The following is a 19,990-nucleotide window of genomic DNA, read 5'->3' as shown; positions in this document are numbered from 1 at the left end:
CCGCAGCCCCCGCCCCTTCCTTGCCCCGCGCCGCCAATCCGTTAGTGTCCAAGGCCCTCTATTCGCGGTGACGCTTTGAGTCGCCGCAGCCGGGCGAGACGACATGCAGCTGACTATCGAACGATCCGCGCTCCTCAAGGCCCTCGGGCACGTGCAGAGCGTCGTCGAGCGCCGCAACACCATTCCGATCCTGTCCAACGTCCTGCTCAGCGCGGAGCGCGACAAGCTGAGCTTCGCCGCCACCGATCTCGACATGGAGATGGTGGACGAGGCCGAGGCCCAGGTGAACGTCGAGGGCCAGATCACCGCCCCGGCCCACACCCTGTATGAGATCGTCCGCAAGCTGCCCGACGGGGCCGAGGTCTCGCTGAGCTACTCCGGCGACGATCCCCGGCTGGTCGTTCAGGCGGGCCGGTCCAAGTTCAACCTGCCGGTCCTGCCCGCCGGCGACTTCCCGGTCATGTCGACCGACACCTCGGGCGCCCGCTTCTCCCTGCCCAAGGAAGACCTGGCGCGGCTGATCGACAAGACCCGGTTCGCGGTCTCGACGGAAGAGACCCGCTATTATCTGAACGGCCTGTATCTGCACACCGTGGCCGAGGCCGGCATTCCGCTGCTGCGCGCCGTAGCCACCGACGGCCACCGTCTGGCTCTCGCCGAGACCCCGGCTCCCGAGGGCGCCGCGGGCGGCCCGGGCGTCATCGTGCCCCGCAAGACGGTGGATCAGGTTCGCCGCCTGCTCGACGACGGCTCCGGCGCGGTGGAGGTCATGGTCAGCCCGCAGAAGATCCGCTTCGAGTTCGGCCAGGCGTCGCTGACGTCGAAGGTCATCGACGGCGCCTTCCCCGATTACATGCGCGTCATTCCCAAGGGCAACGACAAGCAGGCCGACATCGACAACGCCGTCTTCGCCTCGGCCGTCGACCGCGTCGCCACCATCTCCGCCGAGAAGAGCCGCAGCGTGAAGCTGGCCTTCGAGCTGGACCGGGTGACCCTGACGGTGCGCAACATGGAGGCCGGCCAGGGCGTCGAGGAGGTCGAGATCGGCTATTCCGAAGAGCCATTCGAGATCGGCTTCAACGCCCGCTACCTGCTCGACGTCGCCGGCCAGATCACCGGCGAGACGGCGCATTTCAAATTCGCCGACCCGGCCAGCCCGACGCTGGTCCTCGATCCGGGTGACCCGGGCGTGCAGTACGTGCTGATGCCGCTGCGGGTGTAGGGCGTGCAGGTCCCCCCGCCCGAGGAGGCCGGCGCGCCACTCGAAGCGGCGATCATCGCGGCACTGGACGGCGGAAGTCTTGATGACCTCGCGTCGGCGTTCATGAAATCGTACGTCGTCGTCATGCTCGCGGAAGACCCGGGGCCTGACCCTGAAGCCATCTCCCCGCTGACGGTGTCGACGCCGGAGGGATATCTCGCGCTCGTCGTCTTCACCACGGCCGGAAAGTGCTCGAACTGGTCCCGCAACGCGCCGCAGTATCCCTACGCGCGTGAGGTTCGCGCCGACTGGATCCTGACTGTGGTCGGCGACGAGTACGGCATCGCTGTGAATCCCGGCGAGGCCGTCGGCTTCAGCATGCCGCCCCACGGGGTCGCCCGGATGAAGGCGCGCGGGGGTCAGGCGGGCCAAAGTCAGTAAGGGCTCGAGTCCCCGGTTGGGAAGGGGCTCAATAGTGGCTAGGGATTGGGGGCGGCGGATGCGCTCGATCCAGCCACTCATCACCAGTCCCCGGCCAATCGCTTGATCACCGCCCTCACCCTCACCGATTTCCGCTCCTATGCGAGCGCCAGCCTGTCCATCGCGGCGGGGACGGTGGTGCTGCATGGGCCGAACGGGGCGGGGAAGACCAATCTGCTGGAGGCGCTGAGCCTGTTCACGCCCGGCAAGGGGCTGCGGGGGGCGGCGGCGCCGGAGATGGGGCGGCGCGAGCCGGGCGAGGCCGGCGGCCGGGCCTGGGCCGTGGCGGCGGTGCTGACCGACGGCGAGGACGAAACCAGACTGGGCACCGGGGTGCAGTCGCCGGGCGCGGTGCGGCGGATCGTGCGCATCGACGGCGAAACGGCCCAGCCGGGGCGGCTGCTGGACCACCTGCGGCCGGTCTGGGCGACGCCGGAGCAGGATCGGCTGTTCTCCGACGCGCGGGCGGCGCGGCTGAAATTCTTCGACCGTCTGGTGTTCGCCGCCGACCCGGACCACGCCGCCTCGGTCACCGCCTATGAGAAAGCCCTGCGCGAGCGGCTGCGGCTGCTGACGGACGGGACGGAAGGCCGGCCCGCCGATCCGTTGTGGCTGGACGCGCTGGAGCTGCGGTTGGGCGAGGCGGGCGCCGCCGCGGCCCTGGCCCGCGCCGGGGCGCTGGTCACCCTGCAGGCCGCCATCGACACGCGCGGCGACCGGCCGTTCCCGCAGGCTGACCTCGGCCTGTCCGGCGAGACCGAGGCCATGGCCGCCGCCGGGGCGGGCGCCGGGGCCATCGCCGGGGCGATCCGCGAGGGCATGGCCCGCAGCCGCGCCCGCGACGCCGCCGCCGGTCGCTCGCTGTTCGGGCCGCACCGGTCCGATCTGACGGCCCTCCACCGGGAGAAGAACCGCCCGGCCGCCGAAGGCTCGTCGGGCGAGCAGAAGGCGCTGGTGCTGAACCTGATCCTCGCCCAGATCGCCCGGCTGGCGGGTCAGGCGGCCGCGCCGATCCTGCTGCTCGATGAGGCCCCGGCCCACCTCGACACCCGCCGCCGCGCCGCCCTGTTCGACGAGATCGAGGCGCTGGGGCTGCAGGCGTTCCTGACAGGGACGGAGGCGGAGCTGTTCGGGCCGCTGCGCGGCCGGGCGCAGTTCGTGAAGGTCGAGGGCGGGGGGTTGACGGTGGAGGGCTAGGCCCTCCTCATCCCGTCATCCTCGGGCTTGACCCGAGGATCAGAGGCGAGAGGCGAGCTGTGCGATCGGGGCGGCCTGGCGACCGCTCCCCAGCGCCTTCGACGGAGCACCGGATGGTCCGGCCCTCGGGTCAGGCCCGAGGGTGACGGCAAGGGTAGTTACCCCAGCTCCGCTTCCAGATCGGCCAGCCGCGCCGCCTGGTCCTCGGCGATCAGGGCGTTGAGCATGGGGTCGAGGTCGCCCTCGAGGATCTGGGGCAGGCTGTGCAGGGTCAGGCCGATGCGGTGGTCGGTGACCCGCCCTTGCGGGAAGTTGTAGGTGCGGATGCGTTCCGAGCGGTCGCCCGAGCCGACCTGGGACTTGCGGGCGCTGGAGCGGGCGAGGTCCTTCTCCTGGCGCTGCATGTCGTAGAGGCGGACGCGCAGGTTCTTCATCGCCTTGTCGCGGTTGACGTGCTGCGACTTCTCCGAAGAGGTCACCACGATGCCCGACGGCAGGTGGGTGATGCGCACCGCCGAGTCCGTCTTGTTGACGTGCTGGCCGCCCGAGCCGGAGGCGCGGAAGGTGTCTATGCGGATGTCCTTTTCGTGGATCTCGATCTCTACGTCCTCGACCTCGGGCAGGACGGCGACGGTGGCGGCCGAGGTGTGGATGCGGCCGCCGGCCTCGGTGGTCGGCACGCGCTGGACGCGGTGGACGCCGCTCTCGAACTTGAGCCGGCCGAAGACGCCCTCGCCGGTGACCGTGGCGATGATCTCCTTGTAGCCGCCGGCCTCGCCTTCGGTGGCGGAGTCGACCTCGACCTTCCACCCCCGCGTGGAGGCGTAGCGCGAATACATGCGGAACAGGTCGCCGGCGAAGAGGGCCGCCTCGTCGCCGCCGGTGCCGGCGCGCACTTCCAGCACCGCCGAGGCGTTCTCGTCGGCGTCGCGCGGGGCCAGCAGCAGGGCGACGTCGCGCTCCATGTCGGGCAGGCGGGCCTTGAGGGTCTCCAGCTCGTCGGCGGCCATGTCGGCCATCTCGGGATCGGCGGCCATGGCCTCCAGATCAGCCATCTCGGCGCGCATGCGGGCCAAGGCCGTGACCGCGTCGGCTACCGGCTTGATCTCGGCGTGCTCCTTCGACAGGCGAACGATCTCCTGACCGTCCGTGGCCGCGCCCATGCGCGCCTCCACCTGGTGGAAGCGGTCGAGCACCTGATCGAGCCGGGCCTGGGGCAGTCGCAAGGGAGACAAATCCTGATGAAAGGGAGAGAGCCTTAGCGCGACGGCGCGCGATCTGTCGATGGAGGGCGCAGCAACCAATTGCATCGCCTCGCCTTTCAACGGAGAAGCAAGGCTTCGGCCACGCCAAGGGGGCGCATGGACACCTTTCTGCTCTTCCTGATGGTGGGGTTCCTGGCCCAGGCCGTGGATGGCGCCCTGGGCATGGCCTACGGGGTCATTTCGTCATCGGTGCTGCTGGCGCTCGGGGTGCCGCCCGCGACGGCCTCGGCCAGCGTGCACGGCGCGGAGGTGTTCACCACCGCCGCCTCGGCCGGGAGCCATGTCTGGCATCGCAACGTCGACTGGCGGCTGCTGCTGCCGCTGGCCGTCGCCGGCGTGATCGGCGGCTGTTTCGGCGCCTATGTGCTGACCGGGGTCGAGGGCTCGGCCATCAAGCCCTTCGTGATCGCCTATCTGGCCATGATGGGCGTCTACATCCTGTGGCGCGCCGGGCACGACATCCGCATCCGCCGCATCCCCTCCTGGGTGACGGCCCCGCTGGGGCTGGTCGGCGGCTTCCTCGACGCCATCGGCGGCGGGGGATGGGGGCCGACGGTCTCCTCGACCCTCGTCGGGGCCGGACAGGAGCCGCGCCGGGCCATCGGCACGGTCAACACCGCCGAGTTCTTCCTTGCGGTGGCCATCAGCGCCGCCTTCGTCTGGGCGCTGCTGTCCGGCCATTGGCGCGAGGCGGACGCCCTGCAGAACCACGCGGCCGCGGTGGGCGGGCTGGTGGTCGGCGGGCTGGCGGCCGCGCCCTTCGCCGGGCTGATCGCCAAGCGGGTGCCGCGGCGGGTGCTGACCTATGCCGTCGGCGGCCTGCTGCTGGTGCTGGCGGCCTTCCAGGGCCTGCAGCTGGCCGGCGTCCTCGCCTGAAGTCAGGCGTCGGGGGTCAGGCGTCGGGGCGGGTCTGCAGGAAGCTGGGCCGCGCCTCGAGCGCCGCCTGTAGCGCGACGAGGTTCGGCCGGCGCGTCTTCCAGTCGAAGTCTGGATGCCGGAAGCCGATCCAGGTCACCGCCACCCCGGCGGTGATGACGCCGACGTCGAGCCGCGACGCGTCGGGCGCGGCCGCTTCCAGCGCGTCGAGGGCGCGGCCCATGTTGAGGGTCCAGCGCTCGATCCACGACGGCGAGCGCTCGTGTTCGGGGCGGCGCTTCTCCAGCACCAACTTGACGCCCATCTCCAGCGCGCCGCTGGCCAAGGTCTCCATCCGGCGCACCCGCAGCCGTTCCGGGCCGCCCTCGGGCAGCAGGCGCGGGCCTTCGCCGAGCGCGTCGAGGTATTCGCAGATCACCGGGCTGTCGTTGAGCGGCAGCCCGTCCTCAGCGATCAGCGTCGGCACCTGCACCAGCGGATTGGCCTGCAGCAGCTCGGGCGCGTTGGCGTAGGGATCGACCGCGATCTCCTCGATGCGGCCGGCCAGTCCCTTCTCGCGGGCCACGATGCGGCATTTGCGGGCGTAGGGGGACGGGACGGTGATGTAGAGCTTCATGGTCACTCGGCGGCTTGCAGGGCGGCGTTTCGGGCGGCGTCCAGCTCGGCGGCCTTGGCCTCGACCAGTTCGACGATGTGGTCGATCATGCCTTCGTTGGCCAGCTTGTGGGCTGTCTTGCCGTCCAGATAGACCATGCCGGACCCCTTCCCGCCGCCGGTGAAGCCGACGTCGGTATAGAGCGCCTCGCCGGGGCCGTTGACGACGCAGCCGATGATCGACAGCGACATCGGCGTGGTCACATGGGCCAGCTTCTCTTCCAGGATGCCTACCGTCTCGATGACGTTGAAGCCCTGACGGGCGCAGGACGGGCAGGCGATGATGTTGACGCCCCGATGGCGCAGGCCGAGCGATTTGAGGATGTCGAAGCCGACCTTGATCTCCTCGACGGGGTCGGCGGCGAGGCTGACGCGGATGGTGTCGCCGATGCCGGCCCACAGCATCGAGCCCATGCCGATGGCCGACTTGATGGTGCCGGTGCGCAGCGGGCCCGCCTCGGTGACGCCGAGGTGCAGCGGGCAGTCGATGGCCTCGGCCAGCTGCTGGTAGGCGGCCACGGTGAGGAAGGGGTCGGACGCCTTCACCGAGATCTTGAACTCGTGGAAGTCGTGGTCCTGCAGGATGCGGGCGTGGTCCAGGGCGCTCTCGACCATGGCGTCGGGACAGGGCTCGCCGTATTTCTCGAGCAGGTCGCGCTCCAGCGAGCCGGCGTTGACGCCGATGCGCATCGAGCAGCCGTGGTCCTTGGCCGCCTGGATGACCTCGCGGACGCGGTCGGGCGAGCCGATGTTGCCGGGATTGATGCGCAGGCAGGCGGCGCCGGCCTGTGCGGCCTCGATGCCGCGCTTGTAGTGAAAATGGATGTCGGCCACGAGCGGGACCTTCGCTTCGCGGGCGATGGTGCGGAAGGCGGCGGTGGAGTCCTCGTCGGGGCAGGAGACGCGGACGATGTCGGCCCCGGCCTCCTCCAGCCGGCGGATCTGGTCGATCGTCGCCGCCGCGTCCGAGGTCGGGGTATTGGTCATCGACTGGACGGTGATCGGCGCGCCGCCGCCCACGGGAACGTTGCCGACCATGATCTGGCGGCTTTTGCGGCGCTCGATGTGGCGCCACGGGCGGACGTGCCCGAGTTCGGATGCGTGGTCGTAGCTCATGTCGGGAGGAACATAGGCGCGCGATTGCGGCATCGCCACGACGCAAGGCGTCGCGGTCAGCCTCCGGCGGTGGTGGAGACGGCGCTCTGGACCGCGTTGGAGGCCCGCAGCTGCGCCTCGGCCTGGGCCTGGACAGCGGCGGTGCGAGCGGCCTCGGTGCGCGCGGCCACCTCGGCGGCGGCCTGGCGGGCCAGCGCCTGGGCGCGCAGGTTCAGCTGGTTCAGCGAGGTCTGGGCCGCCGCGAGGACGCCGCCGTGCTCGCCGTTCAGATAGATGTCGAAGGCCGACACGTCCTGCACCTCGACCGTGGCCGCCACCCCGACCGGGGCGCGCCAGGCGTCGCCGGCGGCCAGCTGGCGCGCGAAGAGCACGCGTCCGTCAGCCATGCGCACGATCAGATAGGCCGACTTGCGGGCCTGCAGCACCACCTGCGAGGCGTTGGCCGAGGCGCCGTAGATGGCGCCGCGCGGATTGAAGGCCTTCTGCACCGGTGGCGCGGCGGCGGCCGCGGCGGCCAGACCTTCGGGCGAGGCGGGGTCGATGCCGGTCAGCTCGGCTTCCAGACCCGGCGTGATGTAGAGCGCCGGCACCGTCTGGTCCGGCGGCGCCGGACGCGGCGCGGTGAGGCGCAGGAACTGCTCCTGGCCCGGCACGGCGCCGAGGGTCCAGCTTTCGGGAACCGCGGCGATGTCCGAGGGCTCGGGGGCGCGCATCAGGCTGACGCGCTGGAACACGTTCCAGCCGACCACCGCCAGGACCAGCGCCAGTCCGGCGGCGATCAGGCGGGGCGAATAGCGTTTGACCTCCTCGAAGGCGACGCCGACCGGGGGCTGCAGCGGCACGGACGGATCCGGGCTCTCGCGCTTGAAGCGTTCGACGGCGAGCTGTTCGTCGAGGCCGAGCGCGCCCGCGTAGGCGCGGACATAGCCGATCGAGAAGACCCGGTTCGGCAGAACCGAGAAGTCGTTCTGCTCGAGCGCCGTCAGATAGCGCGCAGGCACCCGGGTGATGCTAGAAAGTTCGGCTAGCGAGCGGCCGGAGTGGGTTCTGGCGACCCGCAGACTGTCGCCCAGAGTCGGTGCGTCCGTGACGGAAGGAACCACATCCTTCCAGTCGGGATGTCCCCGAAACTCTTCCGGGGTGTTCCCCGTATCCAGCGCCATCTGGCCTGACCCCATACTCGGCGCGCGCAAGGTGTTCCCACGCGCCGTACTCGAACCGGTGGCCTGTATCATATCGGGATGACAGTTCGTGCCCGCCCCCGCAGACCACCAGGTTACGCCTTGTGGATAACTCATTTGAGTTGGCCGATCAACGATTTGTTAGCCGTACCGGCGTGGTTGGCCGGGACGTTTCAGATCGTGATGTTCAATTTCCGGGCCAGCGATTCGAGTTCGCCGCGGATCGAGCCCGAAGACGATCCCAGCAGGTTGGCCATGCCGCGCCGGGCGGCCGGCAGATCGGCGGACAGGATCATGCGTTTGACCGGTCCGACTCCGCCCGCCGGGGCCGACAGGCGGGTGTAACCCAGCGTCAGCAAGGCGAAGGCTTCCAGCGGCCGTCCGGCCAGTTCGCCGCAGACCGAGACGGGCGTCCCCGTGTCGGCGCATTTCTTCTGGATCTCGGCCAGCGCCCTGAGCAGGGGCGGCGACAGCGGATCGTAGCGGTCCGAGACCAGCGGATTGGTCCGGTCGGCCGCGAACATGTACTGAAACAGGTCATTGGTGCCGATCGAGACGAAGTCGGTCAGCGGCAGCAGGGCGTCGAGGTGCCACAGCAGCGACGGGCATTCGATCATCGCCCCGACGCGCAGCAGGGCCGGGAGCGCCCGTCCCCGCCGCCGCGCCCAGGCGCATTCGACATCGACCAGCTCGCGGGCGGCGCGGAACTCGTCGACCGTGGCGATCATGGGGAACATGACCCGCAGCTCGCGCCCGGCGGCGGCGGTCAGCAACGCCCGCAGCTGGAGCCGCAGCAGGCCGGGCCGGTCCAGCCCCAGCCGGATGGCGCGGCGGCCCATGGCCGGATTCTCTTCCCGCTCGGTTTCAAGATACGGCAGGACCTTGTCGCCGCCGATGTCCAGGGTGCGGAAGGTGACGGGGCGGTCGCCCGCGGTGTCCAGCACCAGCCTGTAGAGGGCGGTCTGGCTGTCGAGGCGCGGCAGCTCCTCGGACACCATGAACTGGAATTCGGTGCGGAACAGGCCAATGCCCTCGGCCCCGGTGGCGTCGAGGTTCTCCAGATCCACCGCGAGACCGGCGTTGGTCAGGACGGTGATGCGGGTGCCGTCGAGGGTGACGGCGTCGACGCCGCGCAGGCGGGTGAATTCCTTCTGCCGCTCGCTGCGCACCTCGATGCGCGACTGCACGGCCATCAGCATGTCGGGGCGCGGCCGCAGATAGGCTTCGCCGGTCTCTCCGTCGACGATGGCCAGATCGCCCTCGGACAGGCGGTCGCGCAGGCCCATCAGGCGGCCGACGCAGGGGATCTGCAGCGCCCGCGCGACGATGGCGGCGTGGCTGGCGGCCGACCCCTCCTCGAGCAGCAGTCCCCTCAGCTTGTGGCGCGGGTATTCCAGCAGGTCGGCCGGGCCGAGGTTGCGGGCGACGAGGATGGCGTCGTCCGGGAGGTCGCGCTCGCCGGGCTTGTCGCCGGCCAGCAACCTCAGCAGCCGGTTGGCCAGATCCTCGAAGTCGTGCAGCCGTTCGCGGATGTAGGGGTCGCGGGCGGTGGCGAAGCGGGCGCGGTGCTCGTTCCGGACCCGGTCGACGGCGGCCTCGGCTGTCAGGCCGGTGCGCACCGCCTCCTCCAGCGACCGGTTCCAGCCCCGGTCGTCGGCGAACATGCGGTAGGTTTCGAGCACCTCGAAGGAGGTGCCGGCCAGCTTGCCCTGACCGCCTTCGAGCAGGCCGTCGATATTGGCCTTCAGCGCGATCAGCGCCTCGCGCAGGCGGATTTCCTCGACCTGCGGATTTTCCGCCAGCAGGTTCTCGGGCGGCACCGGGGCCTCGTGCAGGACGACGTGGCCATAGGCGAGACCCTCCGCGAACCGCTGGCCCTTGAGCCGCTCGGGCCGGTGCGGCGCCACCTCGATGTCGCGCAGCTCGTCCTGGGCCAGCAGCTCACCCGACGCCACGGTCTCGGCCAGAACCATGGCGATGGTCTGGATGTCCTCGACCTCTTCCTCGTCGTAGCGGCGCTCGGAGCGGTTCTGGACGACGAGGACGCCGATGGCCCGGCCGCCGCGCAGCAGGGGGGCGCCGAGGAAGGCGTGGTACGGGTCTTCGCCGGTTTCAGGCCGGTAAGCGAAGCTGGGGTGCGACGGGGCGTCGGACAGGCTGATCGGCTCGGCCGTCCGGGCCACCTCGCCGACGAGGCCCTCGCCGGGCCGCAGCCGGGTGGTGTGCACCGCCTCGGGCTTCAGGCCTTGGGTGGCGAACAGCTCCAGTTCGCCGGAGGCGCGCCGCAGGTAGATCGAGCAGACCTCGGCGACCATCGACTGGGCGATGATCCTGACAACGGTGTCCAGACGGTCCTGGGCCGGCGCCGCCCCCGCCATAGCCTCGCGGATCTGGCGAAGGAGGTTCCGCGGCCCCCTCGTCGTCAATCCGCCAACCGGCATGGCCCCTCCAACAGATCGGCGCAGATAGGCGCCGCCAAGCTTCGATTCTAGACCGCTTCCAGACCGTATGCCGAATGAAGCGCACGAACGGCCAGCTCCGCATAGGCCGCGTCGATCAATACGCTGATCTTGATCTCCGAGGTCGAGATGGCCTGGAACTTGACTCCCTTGTCGGCCAGCGCCCTGAACATGGTTTGTGCGACGCCCGCGTGACTGCGCATGCCGACGCCGACGACCGAGACCTTGGCCACATCCTCGTCGACGCGCAGCTCCTCGAAGCCGATCTCGTGCTGGGCGGCGCGCATCAGCTCGGCCGCGCGGGGCGCGTCGCGCCGGCCGGTGGTGAAGGTCAGGTTGACCTGCCCCTCGCTGCGGGCCTGGCTCTGCACGATCATGTCGACATTGACGTTGGCCTCGGCCAGGCGGGTGAAGACGTCCGCCGGCGCCTCGACCCGGTCGGACAGGCCCAGCAGGGTGATGCGGGCCTCGTCGCGGCTCATGGTCACGCCGGATACGATGCGTTTCTCCACGATTTCCTCCTCGTCGCAGATCAGGGTGCCGGACAGGGCGGGCAGGACGCCGTTCTCGTCGGGTTCGATGAAGCTGGACAGGACCCGCACCGGGACCTGCTTCGCCATGGCCAGCTCGACCGAGCGGGTCTGCAGCACCTTGGCCCCGAGCGAGGCCATCTCCAGCATCTCCTCATAGGAGACCTTTTCGAGGCGGCGGGCGCGGGATTCGATGCGCGGGTCGGTCGTGTAGACGCCGTCCACGTCGGTGTAGATGTCGCAGGCGCAGCCCAGCGCCGCGGCCACCGCCACCGCCGAGGTGTCGGAGCCGCCGCGGCCGAGGGTGGTGATGCGCCCGTCGCGGGTGACGCCCTGAAAGCCCGGAACCACCGCGATCTCGCCCCTGTCCAGCGCCGCGCCCAGCACCTCGCCCGGCACGTCCTCGATGCGGGCCCGGCCGTGGGCGTCGTCGGTCAGGATCGGAATCTGCCAGCCCATCCAGCTGCGCGCATTCAGCCCCATGTTGCGCAGGGTCAGGGCCAGCAGGCCCGAGGTGACCTGCTCGCCCGAGGCGACCACGACGTCGTATTCGTCGTCCGACATCTCGATACCCTGCGCCGGACGCCCGGCGCCATCGGTCCAGGCGACCAGCTCGTTGGTCTTGCCGGCCATGGCGGAGACCACCACCGCCACCTTCTTGCCGGAGGCAGCCTCGGCGGCGACGATGCGCGCGGCGCGGCGGATGCGCTCGAGGTCGCCCATCGACGTGCCGCCGAACTTCATCACCAGCCGATCAGACCCTGGCCGCGTCATCGTGGCGTAGCGCTCCGTCTTGCAAGGAGAACCTTCCGGGTTCATCCCTCGGCCCATGGTCGCTTCTAACGACACGGTATCGGCGCGCAAACCCCAAAGCGGCGGGGATTTCAGCGACCGCGCCGCCGGGCCCTCGATCGACCCGGCCGACGTGGCGCGGTTCTCGGCGCAGGCGGCGGAGTGGTGGGACGCGCGCGGGCCCTTCGCACCCCTGCACAGGTTCAATCCGGCCCGGCTCGGCTTCATCCGCGACCGGGCGGCGGAACGCTTCGGCCGCGACGTCCGGAGCCGGGAGCCCTTCGCCGGGCTGACCCTGCTGGACGTCGGCTGCGGCGGCGGCCTGATCGCCGAGCCGATGCGGCGGCTTGGTTTCGAGGTGACGGCCATCGACGCCTCCAGCGAGAACATCGGCACGGCCCGGGCCCATGCGGAACAGCAGGGCCTCGACATCGCCTGGCGCGCCGCCACGGTGGAGCAGCTGGAGGCGGAGGGCGCCGGCCCGTTCGACGTGGTGCTGACCCTCGAGGTGATCGAGCACGTCGCCGATCCGGCGGCCTTCGTGCGCACCTGCGCCCGGCTGGTGAAGCCCGGCGGGATGATGGTCGTGGCCACCTTGAACCGCACCCTGAAGTCCCTCGCCCTGGGCAAGATCGCGGCGGAATATGTACTGCGCTGGGTGCCTGCCGGGACCCACGACTGGAACCAGTTCCTCAAGCCCGACGAGATCCGGCTTATGCTGTCCGAGGAGCCGGTGGCGGTCAGCGGACCTTTCGGGCTGGTCTACAATCCCCTGACCGACCGCTGGAGCGAGAGCGCGGACGCCGGGATCAACTACATGATGGTCGCCACGCGCGACTGAGCGCGGTTCATCCAGCGTTCATCGACCTGACCTCGAAGTAACGGGACAGCCAAGCTTGACGGTGGGATGAGGGGCCATTCCTCAACTCCCCAAGCAGGAGCTTCCCATGAAACGCCTTCTGATCCTCGCCGCCGTCTCCGCCAGCCTGATGGCGTCGGGGTGCGTCACCGTCATCGACGCCTCGGACAGCGACGACGCCTGGCACGGCAACAACGCCCAGCCGTTCGACGCCGCCCGCGACGCCTGCCGCGCCGAGGCGGGCAATCGCCATGGCGACGCCTTCCGCGACTGCATGGCCGCCAAGGGCTGGACCCGCAGCTAGAGCCTCACAGCCGGCGGATCATGTAGCGGGCGTCCGGCCCGTAGCTCGCCAGCTTCGCCCGCATGGCCGCGCTCTCGACGACGACGAAGCCGTGCCTTTCCCAGAAGGGCGCGGCTTCATTGACGGCCACAAGCGCCAGCGCCGGCCAGCCGTCCCGGACGGCGTTCTCCGCCAACCGCTCGACGATCGGTCGCGACCAGCCGCCGCCGCGCGCTTCCGGGTGCAGGGCGAGGTCGTGGAGATACATAAGGTCCGCGTCGTCCGGGATGGCTTCGATCAGGGTGTTCAGCGCCGGCGTGTCGTTCGACCGCCACGGATAGGCGACCAGATAGCCCTTCGGCTCCTCGTCGCCGGCAAGCACGAAACAGCCGCCCGGGTTCAGCGCCAGCCGGTTCGCGAAACAGTCGCGGCCCTCGAAATGGTCGGGGAAGCCGAGGACGGCGATCTCCTCGACGGCGTCCAGATCGGCCGTCGTCATCGGGCGCCAGTCCAGCCGGGACAGCGGGTGTTCAGCGGGGCCGCCCTGAAATTCCATTCCATGCTCCGGGCCTGTCCGCCGATCTCGCCCTCGATCCGGGCCGTCAGGGCGTCACCGTCGCGTTCATAGATGACGCGGGTCGGAAAGTCGTTTTCGGCGTTGGCGAACACGGCCCGCGCCGGACCGCTTTCGGCCAGCACGAAAACGGTTGGCGGCGCGCCGCCCGGCTGGGCGACATAGGCGAAGCCCTGCGGCGTCACGCCGACGTGCGACACCTCGAAGGAGACGCCGTCGTCCGATACGGTCACGGCGTGGCCGACGCTGAGGCCGGCGCGCGGATCGCTCCACGTCTCCGACACCTCGCGTCCGCCGGAGCAGTCCAGCCAGTAGCCGGCCATCCACGAGAGGTCGGGCGTGGGCGCGGCCTGGGTCAGCAGGGCGGCGAAAAGGGCGGCGGTCGACATCGGTGAAATCCCCTCTGGTTCGGTCCGGACCCTAGTGCGGCGACAGCGGACCCGGCTTGTAGGATTGCGACGCGATCACCCGCGCCAGACCGGCCTGTTCGCGGGCCCATTCGGTGGCCGTGCAGCCGAGGAAGCGGCGGAAGTCCCGGGCCAACTGGGGCTGATCGAAATACCCCGCCTCCAGACCCGCCTCCAGCCAGCCCGCCGCGTCCGGCCCGGCGGCGTGATCGAAGACGCGACGAAAGCGCAGGATCGAGCGCAGCAGGCGCGGCGGCACGCCGACGCGGTCGCGGAACCGGCGCTGCAGGGCGCGGTGTCCGGCGGGCGAGCGGGCCGGCGTGGGCCGCTCCTCTCCGGCGGCCTCGATCTCCGCGCGGACGGCCGGATCGAGGGCCCAGTTTCCGGCGCGCCGCTGCGCCTCCAGCCAGCGGGCCATGACCTCGACCTGCGCCGCCGGATCGCCAGTCGGCGGCTCGAGCCCGGCCAGCCGCCCGACCATGTCCAGCCGCCGGTCGGTCGCTTCCGCCAGCGGAACACCCAGCCAGTCGCGGGCCCCGTCCGGCTCGAAGCGGACAGCGACCAGCTCGACGGGACCGACCGGCCTCAGGGCCAGCGGCCGCGTCATCTGGCCGGCGAACAGGGCGCGCGGCTGGAGCCGGAAGACGCCGTCCGTGCCCTGCTCCTCATAGGGCGAGCCGATGTCGAGGATCAGTTCGGGGCAGCCGTCCGGCGCGATGCGCTGCACCGCCGGTTCCGGGTCGGGGGCGGCGTAGGTCCAGAGGGCGCGCACGAACGGCCGCAGGGAAGCGGGCGGTTCGAACTCCTCGTAGCGCTCCCCCACCGCCGGCATCGCCGGTCAGTTCAGCCTGGACGGGTCCGGCGGGACCGGCGGCAGGGGCGCGCAGGGCACGCCGTCCTCCCTGAGCTTGCGGACCTCGGCGGGCGTGGCCTCGCCGTAGATCTCGCGCTTCTCGGAGCGGCCCTCGTGGATGTCGCGCGCCTCGCGAGCGAAGGCGTCGCCGACGTAATCGAAATTCTGCTCGACGTGGCTGCGGACCTCGCGGGCGACCTGCATCATCATACCCTGCATCTTCGCGGCGTCCGGCTCCCCGGAAGTCTTGCGGGTTCCCGCCACGGCCGGGGCCATGATCTGTTTGCTGACCGCGTGCGAGCCGCAGACGGGGCATTCGACCAGACCGCGGGCCGCCTGATCGTCATAGTCGGCGGACGCCCCGAACCACGCTTCGAAACCGTGGCCGCCGTCGCACTGGAGGGCGTAGCGGATCATGACGCCAAGGGAGCCGGAGCCGCGAATTCGCGGTCGTGGGTCAGCTGCGGCACGGCGTTGCGGGCGCGCGTCACGGCGTCGAGGTCGAGGGTGGCGAACAGCACGCCGGCTTCATCGTGGTCGAGTTTGGCAACCACCTCGCCCCACGGCGCGATCACCGTGGAACGGCCCCAGGTCCGGCGACCGTCCTCGTGCACGCCGGCCTGCGCCGGGGCGAGCACGTAGCAGCCGGTCTCGATGGCCCGGGCGCGCAGCAGCGTCTCCCAGTGCGCCTCACCGGTCGGCACGGTGAAGGCGGCGGGCACGGCGATCATCACCGCCCCCGCCTTGGCCAGGGCCCGGTGCAGCTGCGGAAAGCGGATGTCGTAGCAGATGGTCAGGCCCAGCCCGCCCCACGGCGTGTCGGCGACGACGGCGCCGTCTCCCGGCCGCACCGTGGCGCTCTCGCGCCAGCGCTCGCCGGTCGGCAGGTCGACATCATAGACGTGCAGCTTGTCGTAGGTCGCGACCACGCCGCCGCGGTCGTCGACCAGCAGCGACCGGTTGGCGGCCCGGTCGTCACCGGCATGTCCCGAGCGGACGATGGCGGAGCCGATCAGCAGCCAGACGCCCAGGTCGGCGGCGAGCCCCCGCAGTCCGGCGACGGCCGTGTCGCGCTCCTGCGTCTCCAGCACCGCGTCGCGCCGCGCCCGGTCCTGGATCAGGAAATTCGTGCCTTCCGGCGTCAGGATCAACTTCGCGCCCCCCGCCGCCGCCTCGCGGATCAGGGGTTCGACGTGGGCGAGGGCCGCCGCCGGGCTGGCGGGCGTCCTCGTCTGGATCAGGGCGACGGGCAGTGTGGTCATCAGGCCTCGAGCAATGCGTCCAGCTGGCCCTTGCGGTCAAGCGCGTGCAGGTCGTCGGAGCCGCCGATGTGCTTTCCGTCGATGAATATCTGCGGGAAGGTCATCCGGCCCCCGGACCGCTGGATCATTTCCTGCTTCAGGGCGGGGTCCCTGGCGGCGACGATCTCCTTGTACTCCGCGCCCTTGCCGTCGAGCAGGGATTTGGCGGCGTAGCAGTAGCCGCAGCCGGGCTTGGTGTAGATGACGACGTCGGCCAAGGGGATCTCCAGTGTCTGTAACCGCTACATAGGCAATTCCCGCGCCGATCGCACCCGGGCGACGACCGCCAGATCGACGGCGCGGGCGCCGGCCTCCAGCAGTGCGCGGGCGCAGGCCTCGGCGGTGGCGCCCGTGGTCAACACGTCGTCGACCAGAAGGATGCGCCGGCCCTTGATCCGGCGCCGCCCCTCGTCGGTCACGGCGAAGGCCTTACTGACGTTCAGACGCCGCCCGCGCGCCGACTTGCCGCCCTGGGTGGTCGTATGGGTGAGCCGGCAGAGGGCGTCCGGCAGATAATCCAGCCTGGCGCTCCGGGCCAGCGGACGGGCGATCTCGGCGGCCTGGTTGAAGCGCCGCGACAGCAGCCGCAAGCGGTGCAGCGGCACCGGCACGACCGCGTCGGCCTCATCCAGCAGCGGCGCGGCCGAGCGGCTCAGCCAGCGCGCGAACAGCGGCGCAAACGGCTGGTGATCACCGTGCTTGAACTTGAGGATCAGGCCGCGCGACGCCTCGTCATAGACGCAGGCCGCCCTTGCCCGGGCGAAGGCGTAGGGTTGGGCCAGGCAGGCGGCGCAGCGCGGCTCGGCGAAGACGCCGCCGTCCATCTCGAACGCCGCGCCGCAGCCGTCGCAGACCGGGTCCTCGAGGAAGACCACCCGTGTCCAGGCGTCGGGGGTCAGACCCGCCGAGGCCGTGGCCTCGGGGCTGTCATGGGCCAGCGGCGGCATCAGCAGGTCGGCCGCGCCGCGCCCGAGCGCCCGCAGCCCGAGGGCGACCCGCGACCTGCCGGCTTCCAATCGCTCGCGCCAACCCCCATCCTCATGAGCCATGAGCGCCTCCCCCGGTCCCCCCGAGATCTTCGACAGCCGACGCCGCGCGGCGAAGCTCGCGCGCGGGGAGAAGGCTTTCGCGGCCGCCGACTTCCTGCACGTGCGGGCCGCCGAAAACGCGGTGAACAGCCTGGAGGTCATCCTGCGCGACTTTCCGGACGCCGTCGACCTGTCGGCCCGCCCGGGTCCGTTCGCCCGGCTGCTGGCCGACAGCGCGGCCGCCGGCCGGATCGGCCCGGTGCAGGTTCCGGGCGACGAGGCGGCCCGGGCGGCTCCGGGCGCCGCCCCGCTGGCCCTGCCGGACCAGTCGCAGGACCTGATCGTGTCCCTGATGAGCCTGCACTGGGCCAACGACCTGCCCGGCGCCCTGGCGCAGATCCGCCGGGGCCTGCGTCCGGATGGCCTGTTTCTCGGGACCTTGCCCGGAGCCGGGACGCTGAAGGAGCTGCGCGCCGTGCTGACCCAGGCCGAACTCGAGGTTCGCGGCGGGGCCCAGGCGCGGGTGTCGCCCTTCGCCGACGGTTTCGACGGCGCCGCCCTGCTCCAGCGCGCCGGCTTCGCCCTGCCGGTGTCGGACGTGGACCGGCTGACCGTGCGCTACCCCGATCTCTACGCCCTGATCCGCGACCTTCGGGCCATGGGCGAGACCAACGCCCTGGCCGGTGTGATCCGGCCGCTGACCCGGGGCATTCTGGCGCGGGCTGCGGAACTCTACGCGGAGCGTTTCGGCGAGGCGGACGGACGCATCCCCGCGACGTTCGAGATCATCCATCTGGCCGGCTGGGCGCCGCACGAGAGCCAGCAGAAGCCGCTGCCGAGGGGGTCGGCCAAGGTGCGGCTGGCGGACGCGCTCGGCGTCAGGGAATGGACCGGCGAGGAGGGCTGATGGGGCTCAGTTCGCCCCGATCGCCGCCGCCAGCCGGTTCATCGCTTCGTTGAAGGCGCCGGACCCGGCGCTGGCGAAGGCGGTGATGCCGGCGAGCGCCACGAGGAACACCAGCGAGATGATCAGGCCGTACTCCAGCGCGGTCGCGCCTCTTTCATCGGCCAGGAACCGGGAGAGCAAAGCACGCATGGCCCCCTCCTTCGGCGGCTAGAGCAGATCGCGCAACCAGGCGACCAGGGGTTCGTCGGCCGGAGGCATCGGATAGTCGGCCAACCGGTCCGGCCGCACCCATTTCAGAGCCGCATGCTCGCGGTTCCGAACCACCCCCGACCAGCGTCGGCACAGATACAAAGGCATAAGAAGGTGAAATGAATCGTAAGCGTGGCTGGTGAAAACGAACGGCGCGAGGCAGGCCTCGTTCACGTCGATATCCAGCTCCTCCTTCAACTCCCGGATCAGCGCCGCCTCGGGCCGCTCTCCGGCCTCGACCTTGCCCCCCGGAAACTCCCACAGCCCGGCCAGCTGCTTGCCCTCGGGCCGCTGGGCGATCAGCACCCGCCCGTCGGCGTCGATCAACGCCACGGCGACGACGAGGACTGTAGGCGGGCCGTCGCTCACGAGCGGTAGTCGCCGTTGATCTCGACGTAGCGCTTGGTCAGGTCACAGGTCCACACCGTCGCCGAGGCCCGGCCCGAGCCGACGTCGACGGTGATGTCGATTTCGGCGTTCTTCATATAGGCGCTCATCTTCGCCTCGTCGTAGTGCGGCGAGGGGGCGCCCTCGATGGCCGCCACGTGCGGTCCGAAGCGGATGGCCAGACGGTCGCGGTCGACCGGCTCCTCGGTCTTGCCGACGGCCATGACCACGCGGCCCCAGTTGGCGTCCTCGCCGGCCAGCGCCGTCTTGACCAGCGGGCTGTCGGCGATCGACTTGGCCAGCTTGCGGGCCGAGGCCGGGCTGGCCGCGCCGTCGACCGTCACCTTGACAAATTTGGTCGCGCCCTCGCCGTCGCGGACCAGCTGATGGGCGAGATCGAGCATCACCCTGTCCAGCGCGCGCGAGAAATCCTTCAGCCGCCGGTCGCCGACCCGGCCGATGCGCGGCGCGCCGGAGGCCCCGGTGGCGAACAGAAGGCAGGTGTCGTTGGTCGAGGTGTCGCCGTCGACGGTGACGCTGTTGAAGGTGGTGCGGACATGCAGGCCCAGCATGGCGCGCAGCACGTTCGGATGGATGTCGGCGTCGGTGACGATGAAGGCCAGCATGGTCGCCATGTCCGGGGCGATCATGCCCGACCCCTTGGCGATGCCGGCGATGCGGACCCTGTGGCCGTCGATCTCGCATTCGGCGAACGACCCCTTGGGGAAGGTGTCCGTGGTCATGATCCCCTGGCCGGCGCGCAGCCAGGCGTCGGCGTCCAGCCCGGCCTCGACGTCGTTCAGCCGCGCCGCGATCCTGCGGTCGTCCAGCACCACGCCGATGACGCCGGTCGAGGCCAGCATGACGTCGCGCTGGCGGCAGCCGAAGCGTTTGGCGACCTCAGAGGCGGTGCGCCGGGCGGCGTCGGCCCCGGCCTTGCCGGTGAAGGCGTTGGCGCAACCGGCGTTGACCACCAGCGCCCGCACGTCCGAGCCGCCGCCCTCGGCGTCAAGATGCCGGCGGCACCAGTCGACCGGCGCCGAGCCGACCTTGTGGCGCGTGAACACCCCGGCGCAGGTCGTGCCTCGGGCGAAGCGGAACACCACGAGGTCGTCGCGCTCGTGCTTGTAGAAGCCGGCCCGGGCGGTGGCGATCTCGACGCCCGCGATCGGCGTGATGGCCGGGAACGGCACCGCCAGGGGCGAGACCTGCAGCCCGGGCTTGCCGGGCGCGGCGGGAGCCGGGGCGGAGGCCGGGCGGGCCGGCGTGGTGGCGCGCTTCAGCGCCGTGGCCAACGGGTCCAGCGCCTTCTCCAGCGCCTGTTCGATCTTCTGGCCGGCCGAGCCCCGGCCGGCCCCGGGCGTCCGGCTCATGTCGACTTCGCGGGCGGG

At 70.9% G+C, this 19,990-nt stretch carries 23 protein-coding genes; 7 read left to right on the top strand and 16 right to left on the bottom strand.

Annotated elements, in window-relative coordinates; genetic code table 11:
- The first annotated feature begins 103 nt into the window (after positions 1–103).
- The 3 genes from dnaN to recF all read left to right on the top strand — a co-directional run bounded on the left by dnaN (position 104) and on the right by recF (position 2,878).
- Complete coding sequence (gene dnaN / locus VEC04_RS11130; protein ID WP_324776812.1) at positions 104–1,222, top strand: DNA polymerase III subunit beta; 1,119 nt, start codon at positions 104–106, stop codon at positions 1,220–1,222.
- A gap of 3 nt (positions 1,223–1,225) precedes the next feature.
- Complete coding sequence (locus tag VEC04_RS11125) at positions 1,226–1,642, top strand: SseB family protein (protein WP_324776810.1); 417 nt, start codon at positions 1,226–1,228, stop codon at positions 1,640–1,642.
- 102 nt (positions 1,643–1,744) lie between these two features.
- Positions 1,745–2,878, top strand: a complete 1,134-nt coding sequence (gene recF, locus VEC04_RS11120) for a DNA replication/repair protein RecF (RefSeq protein ID WP_324776808.1) — start codon at positions 1,745–1,747, stop codon at positions 2,876–2,878.
- Positions 2,879–3,036: 158 nt separating this feature from the next.
- Here recF and prfA read toward each other — a convergent pair whose 3' ends face one another.
- Positions 3,037–4,104, bottom strand: a complete 1,068-nt coding sequence (gene prfA / locus VEC04_RS11115; protein ID WP_324776806.1) for a peptide chain release factor 1 — start codon at positions 4,102–4,104, stop codon at positions 3,037–3,039.
- A 135-nt stretch (positions 4,105–4,239) separates the two neighbouring features.
- On the opposite strand from prfA, the gene VEC04_RS11110 reads away from it, so the two are divergent.
- Positions 4,240–5,019: a sulfite exporter TauE/SafE family protein gene (locus VEC04_RS11110; protein ID WP_324776804.1), complete on the top strand. Its 780-nt coding sequence runs from the start codon at positions 4,240–4,242 to the stop codon at positions 5,017–5,019.
- Between the two features lie 16 nt (positions 5,020–5,035).
- On the opposite strand, the gene VEC04_RS11105 is transcribed toward VEC04_RS11110, so the two are convergent.
- The 5 genes from VEC04_RS11105 to VEC04_RS11085 all read right to left on the bottom strand — a co-directional run bounded on the left by VEC04_RS11105 (position 5,036) and on the right by VEC04_RS11085 (position 11,733).
- Positions 5,036–5,635: a glutathione S-transferase N-terminal domain-containing protein gene (locus VEC04_RS11105; RefSeq protein ID WP_324776801.1), complete on the bottom strand. Its 600-nt coding sequence runs from the start codon at positions 5,633–5,635 to the stop codon at positions 5,036–5,038.
- Positions 5,636–5,637: 2 nt separating this feature from the next.
- Entirely contained in the window at positions 5,638–6,789 is a 1,152-nt protein-coding gene (ispG, locus tag VEC04_RS11100) for a flavodoxin-dependent (E)-4-hydroxy-3-methylbut-2-enyl-diphosphate synthase (protein WP_324776799.1), read from the bottom strand.
- 56 nt (positions 6,790–6,845) lie between these two features.
- The gene (locus VEC04_RS11095) at positions 6,846–7,952 is read right to left on the bottom strand and encodes a helix-turn-helix domain-containing protein (protein ID WP_324776797.1); all 1,107 of its coding nucleotides are present in this window, start codon (positions 7,950–7,952) and stop codon (positions 6,846–6,848) included.
- Positions 7,953–8,143: 191 nt separating this feature from the next.
- Positions 8,144–10,348, bottom strand: a complete 2,205-nt coding sequence (gene ptsP, locus VEC04_RS11090) for a phosphoenolpyruvate--protein phosphotransferase (protein WP_414642674.1) — start codon at positions 10,346–10,348, stop codon at positions 8,144–8,146.
- Positions 10,349–10,458: 110 nt separating this feature from the next.
- The gene (locus tag VEC04_RS11085; protein ID WP_324776793.1) at positions 10,459–11,733 is read right to left on the bottom strand and encodes an aspartate kinase; all 1,275 of its coding nucleotides are present in this window, start codon (positions 11,731–11,733) and stop codon (positions 10,459–10,461) included.
- A gap of 55 nt (positions 11,734–11,788) precedes the next feature.
- On the opposite strand from VEC04_RS11085, the gene ubiG reads away from it, so the two are divergent.
- Together ubiG and VEC04_RS11075 are read left to right on the top strand one after the other, a co-directional pair.
- Positions 11,789–12,592 carry a bifunctional 2-polyprenyl-6-hydroxyphenol methylase/3-demethylubiquinol 3-O-methyltransferase UbiG gene (gene ubiG / locus VEC04_RS11080; RefSeq protein ID WP_324776791.1) on the top strand — a complete coding sequence of 268 codons (804 nt, stop codon included), beginning with the start codon at positions 11,789–11,791 and terminating at the stop codon, positions 12,590–12,592.
- A gap of 106 nt (positions 12,593–12,698) precedes the next feature.
- Positions 12,699–12,914: a hypothetical protein gene (locus VEC04_RS11075; RefSeq protein ID WP_324776789.1), complete on the top strand. Its 216-nt coding sequence runs from the start codon at positions 12,699–12,701 to the stop codon at positions 12,912–12,914.
- A 4-nt stretch (positions 12,915–12,918) separates the two neighbouring features.
- Here the strand turns inward: VEC04_RS11075 and VEC04_RS11070 are convergent, their stop codons facing one another.
- From VEC04_RS11070 to VEC04_RS11040, 7 genes are read right to left on the bottom strand one after another with little or no spacing between them, the layout of a single operon-like run.
- Positions 12,919–13,449 carry a GNAT family N-acetyltransferase gene (locus VEC04_RS11070; protein ID WP_324776787.1) on the bottom strand — a complete coding sequence of 177 codons (531 nt, stop codon included), beginning with the start codon at positions 13,447–13,449 and terminating at the stop codon, positions 12,919–12,921.
- Positions 13,389–13,856, bottom strand: coding sequence for a DUF6265 family protein (locus VEC04_RS11065; protein ID WP_324776785.1), 468 nt, complete (start codon positions 13,854–13,856; stop codon positions 13,389–13,391). The genes VEC04_RS11070 and VEC04_RS11065 overlap by 61 nt, the downstream gene beginning before the upstream one ends.
- A 31-nt stretch (positions 13,857–13,887) precedes the next feature.
- Entirely contained in the window at positions 13,888–14,706 is an 819-nt protein-coding gene (locus VEC04_RS11060; protein WP_324776783.1) for a helix-turn-helix domain-containing protein, read from the bottom strand.
- A gap of 6 nt (positions 14,707–14,712) precedes the next feature.
- Positions 14,713–15,144 carry a DUF1178 family protein gene (locus VEC04_RS11055; RefSeq protein ID WP_324776781.1) on the bottom strand — a complete coding sequence of 144 codons (432 nt, stop codon included), beginning with the start codon at positions 15,142–15,144 and terminating at the stop codon, positions 14,713–14,715.
- On the bottom strand, positions 15,141–15,989 hold the full coding sequence (locus VEC04_RS11050; protein WP_324776779.1) for a carbon-nitrogen hydrolase family protein: 849 nt from the start codon (positions 15,987–15,989) through the stop codon (positions 15,141–15,143). The genes VEC04_RS11055 and VEC04_RS11050 overlap by 4 nt, the downstream gene beginning before the upstream one ends.
- The gene (gene grxC, locus VEC04_RS11045) at positions 15,989–16,246 is read right to left on the bottom strand and encodes a glutaredoxin 3 (protein ID WP_324776777.1); all 258 of its coding nucleotides are present in this window, start codon (positions 16,244–16,246) and stop codon (positions 15,989–15,991) included. The genes VEC04_RS11050 and grxC overlap by 1 nt, the downstream gene beginning before the upstream one ends.
- Before the next feature lie 24 nt (positions 16,247–16,270).
- The gene (locus tag VEC04_RS11040) at positions 16,271–17,077 is read right to left on the bottom strand and encodes a ComF family protein (protein WP_324776775.1); all 807 of its coding nucleotides are present in this window, start codon (positions 17,075–17,077) and stop codon (positions 16,271–16,273) included.
- Between VEC04_RS11040 and VEC04_RS11035 the strand changes: the two genes are divergently transcribed.
- The gene (locus VEC04_RS11035; protein ID WP_324776773.1) at positions 17,076–17,963 is read left to right on the top strand and encodes a methyltransferase domain-containing protein; all 888 of its coding nucleotides are present in this window, start codon (positions 17,076–17,078) and stop codon (positions 17,961–17,963) included. The two genes, VEC04_RS11040 and VEC04_RS11035, sit on opposite strands and share 2 nt — an antisense overlap.
- A gap of 6 nt (positions 17,964–17,969) precedes the next feature.
- Here VEC04_RS11035 and VEC04_RS11030 read toward each other — a convergent pair whose 3' ends face one another.
- From VEC04_RS11030 to argJ, 3 genes are read right to left on the bottom strand one after another with little or no spacing between them, the layout of a single operon-like run.
- The gene (locus VEC04_RS11030) at positions 17,970–18,152 is read right to left on the bottom strand and encodes a Flp family type IVb pilin (protein ID WP_324776771.1); all 183 of its coding nucleotides are present in this window, start codon (positions 18,150–18,152) and stop codon (positions 17,970–17,972) included.
- A gap of 18 nt (positions 18,153–18,170) precedes the next feature.
- Positions 18,171–18,581: a (deoxy)nucleoside triphosphate pyrophosphohydrolase gene (locus VEC04_RS11025; protein WP_324776769.1), complete on the bottom strand. Its 411-nt coding sequence runs from the start codon at positions 18,579–18,581 to the stop codon at positions 18,171–18,173.
- Positions 18,578–19,972, bottom strand: a complete 1,395-nt coding sequence (gene argJ / locus VEC04_RS11020; protein WP_324776813.1) for a bifunctional glutamate N-acetyltransferase/amino-acid acetyltransferase ArgJ — start codon at positions 19,970–19,972, stop codon at positions 18,578–18,580. Before argJ ends, VEC04_RS11025 begins: the two co-directional genes overlap by 4 nt.
- Between the last annotated feature and the right edge of the window lie 18 nt (positions 19,973–19,990).

It is taken from the genome of Brevundimonas sp., assembly GCF_035626535.1.
Classification (GTDB): Bacteria; Pseudomonadota; Alphaproteobacteria; order Caulobacterales; family Caulobacteraceae; genus Brevundimonas.
The sequence above is the reverse complement of the archived record's forward strand: the minus strand, read 5'-3'. Positions and strand labels throughout refer to the sequence as shown.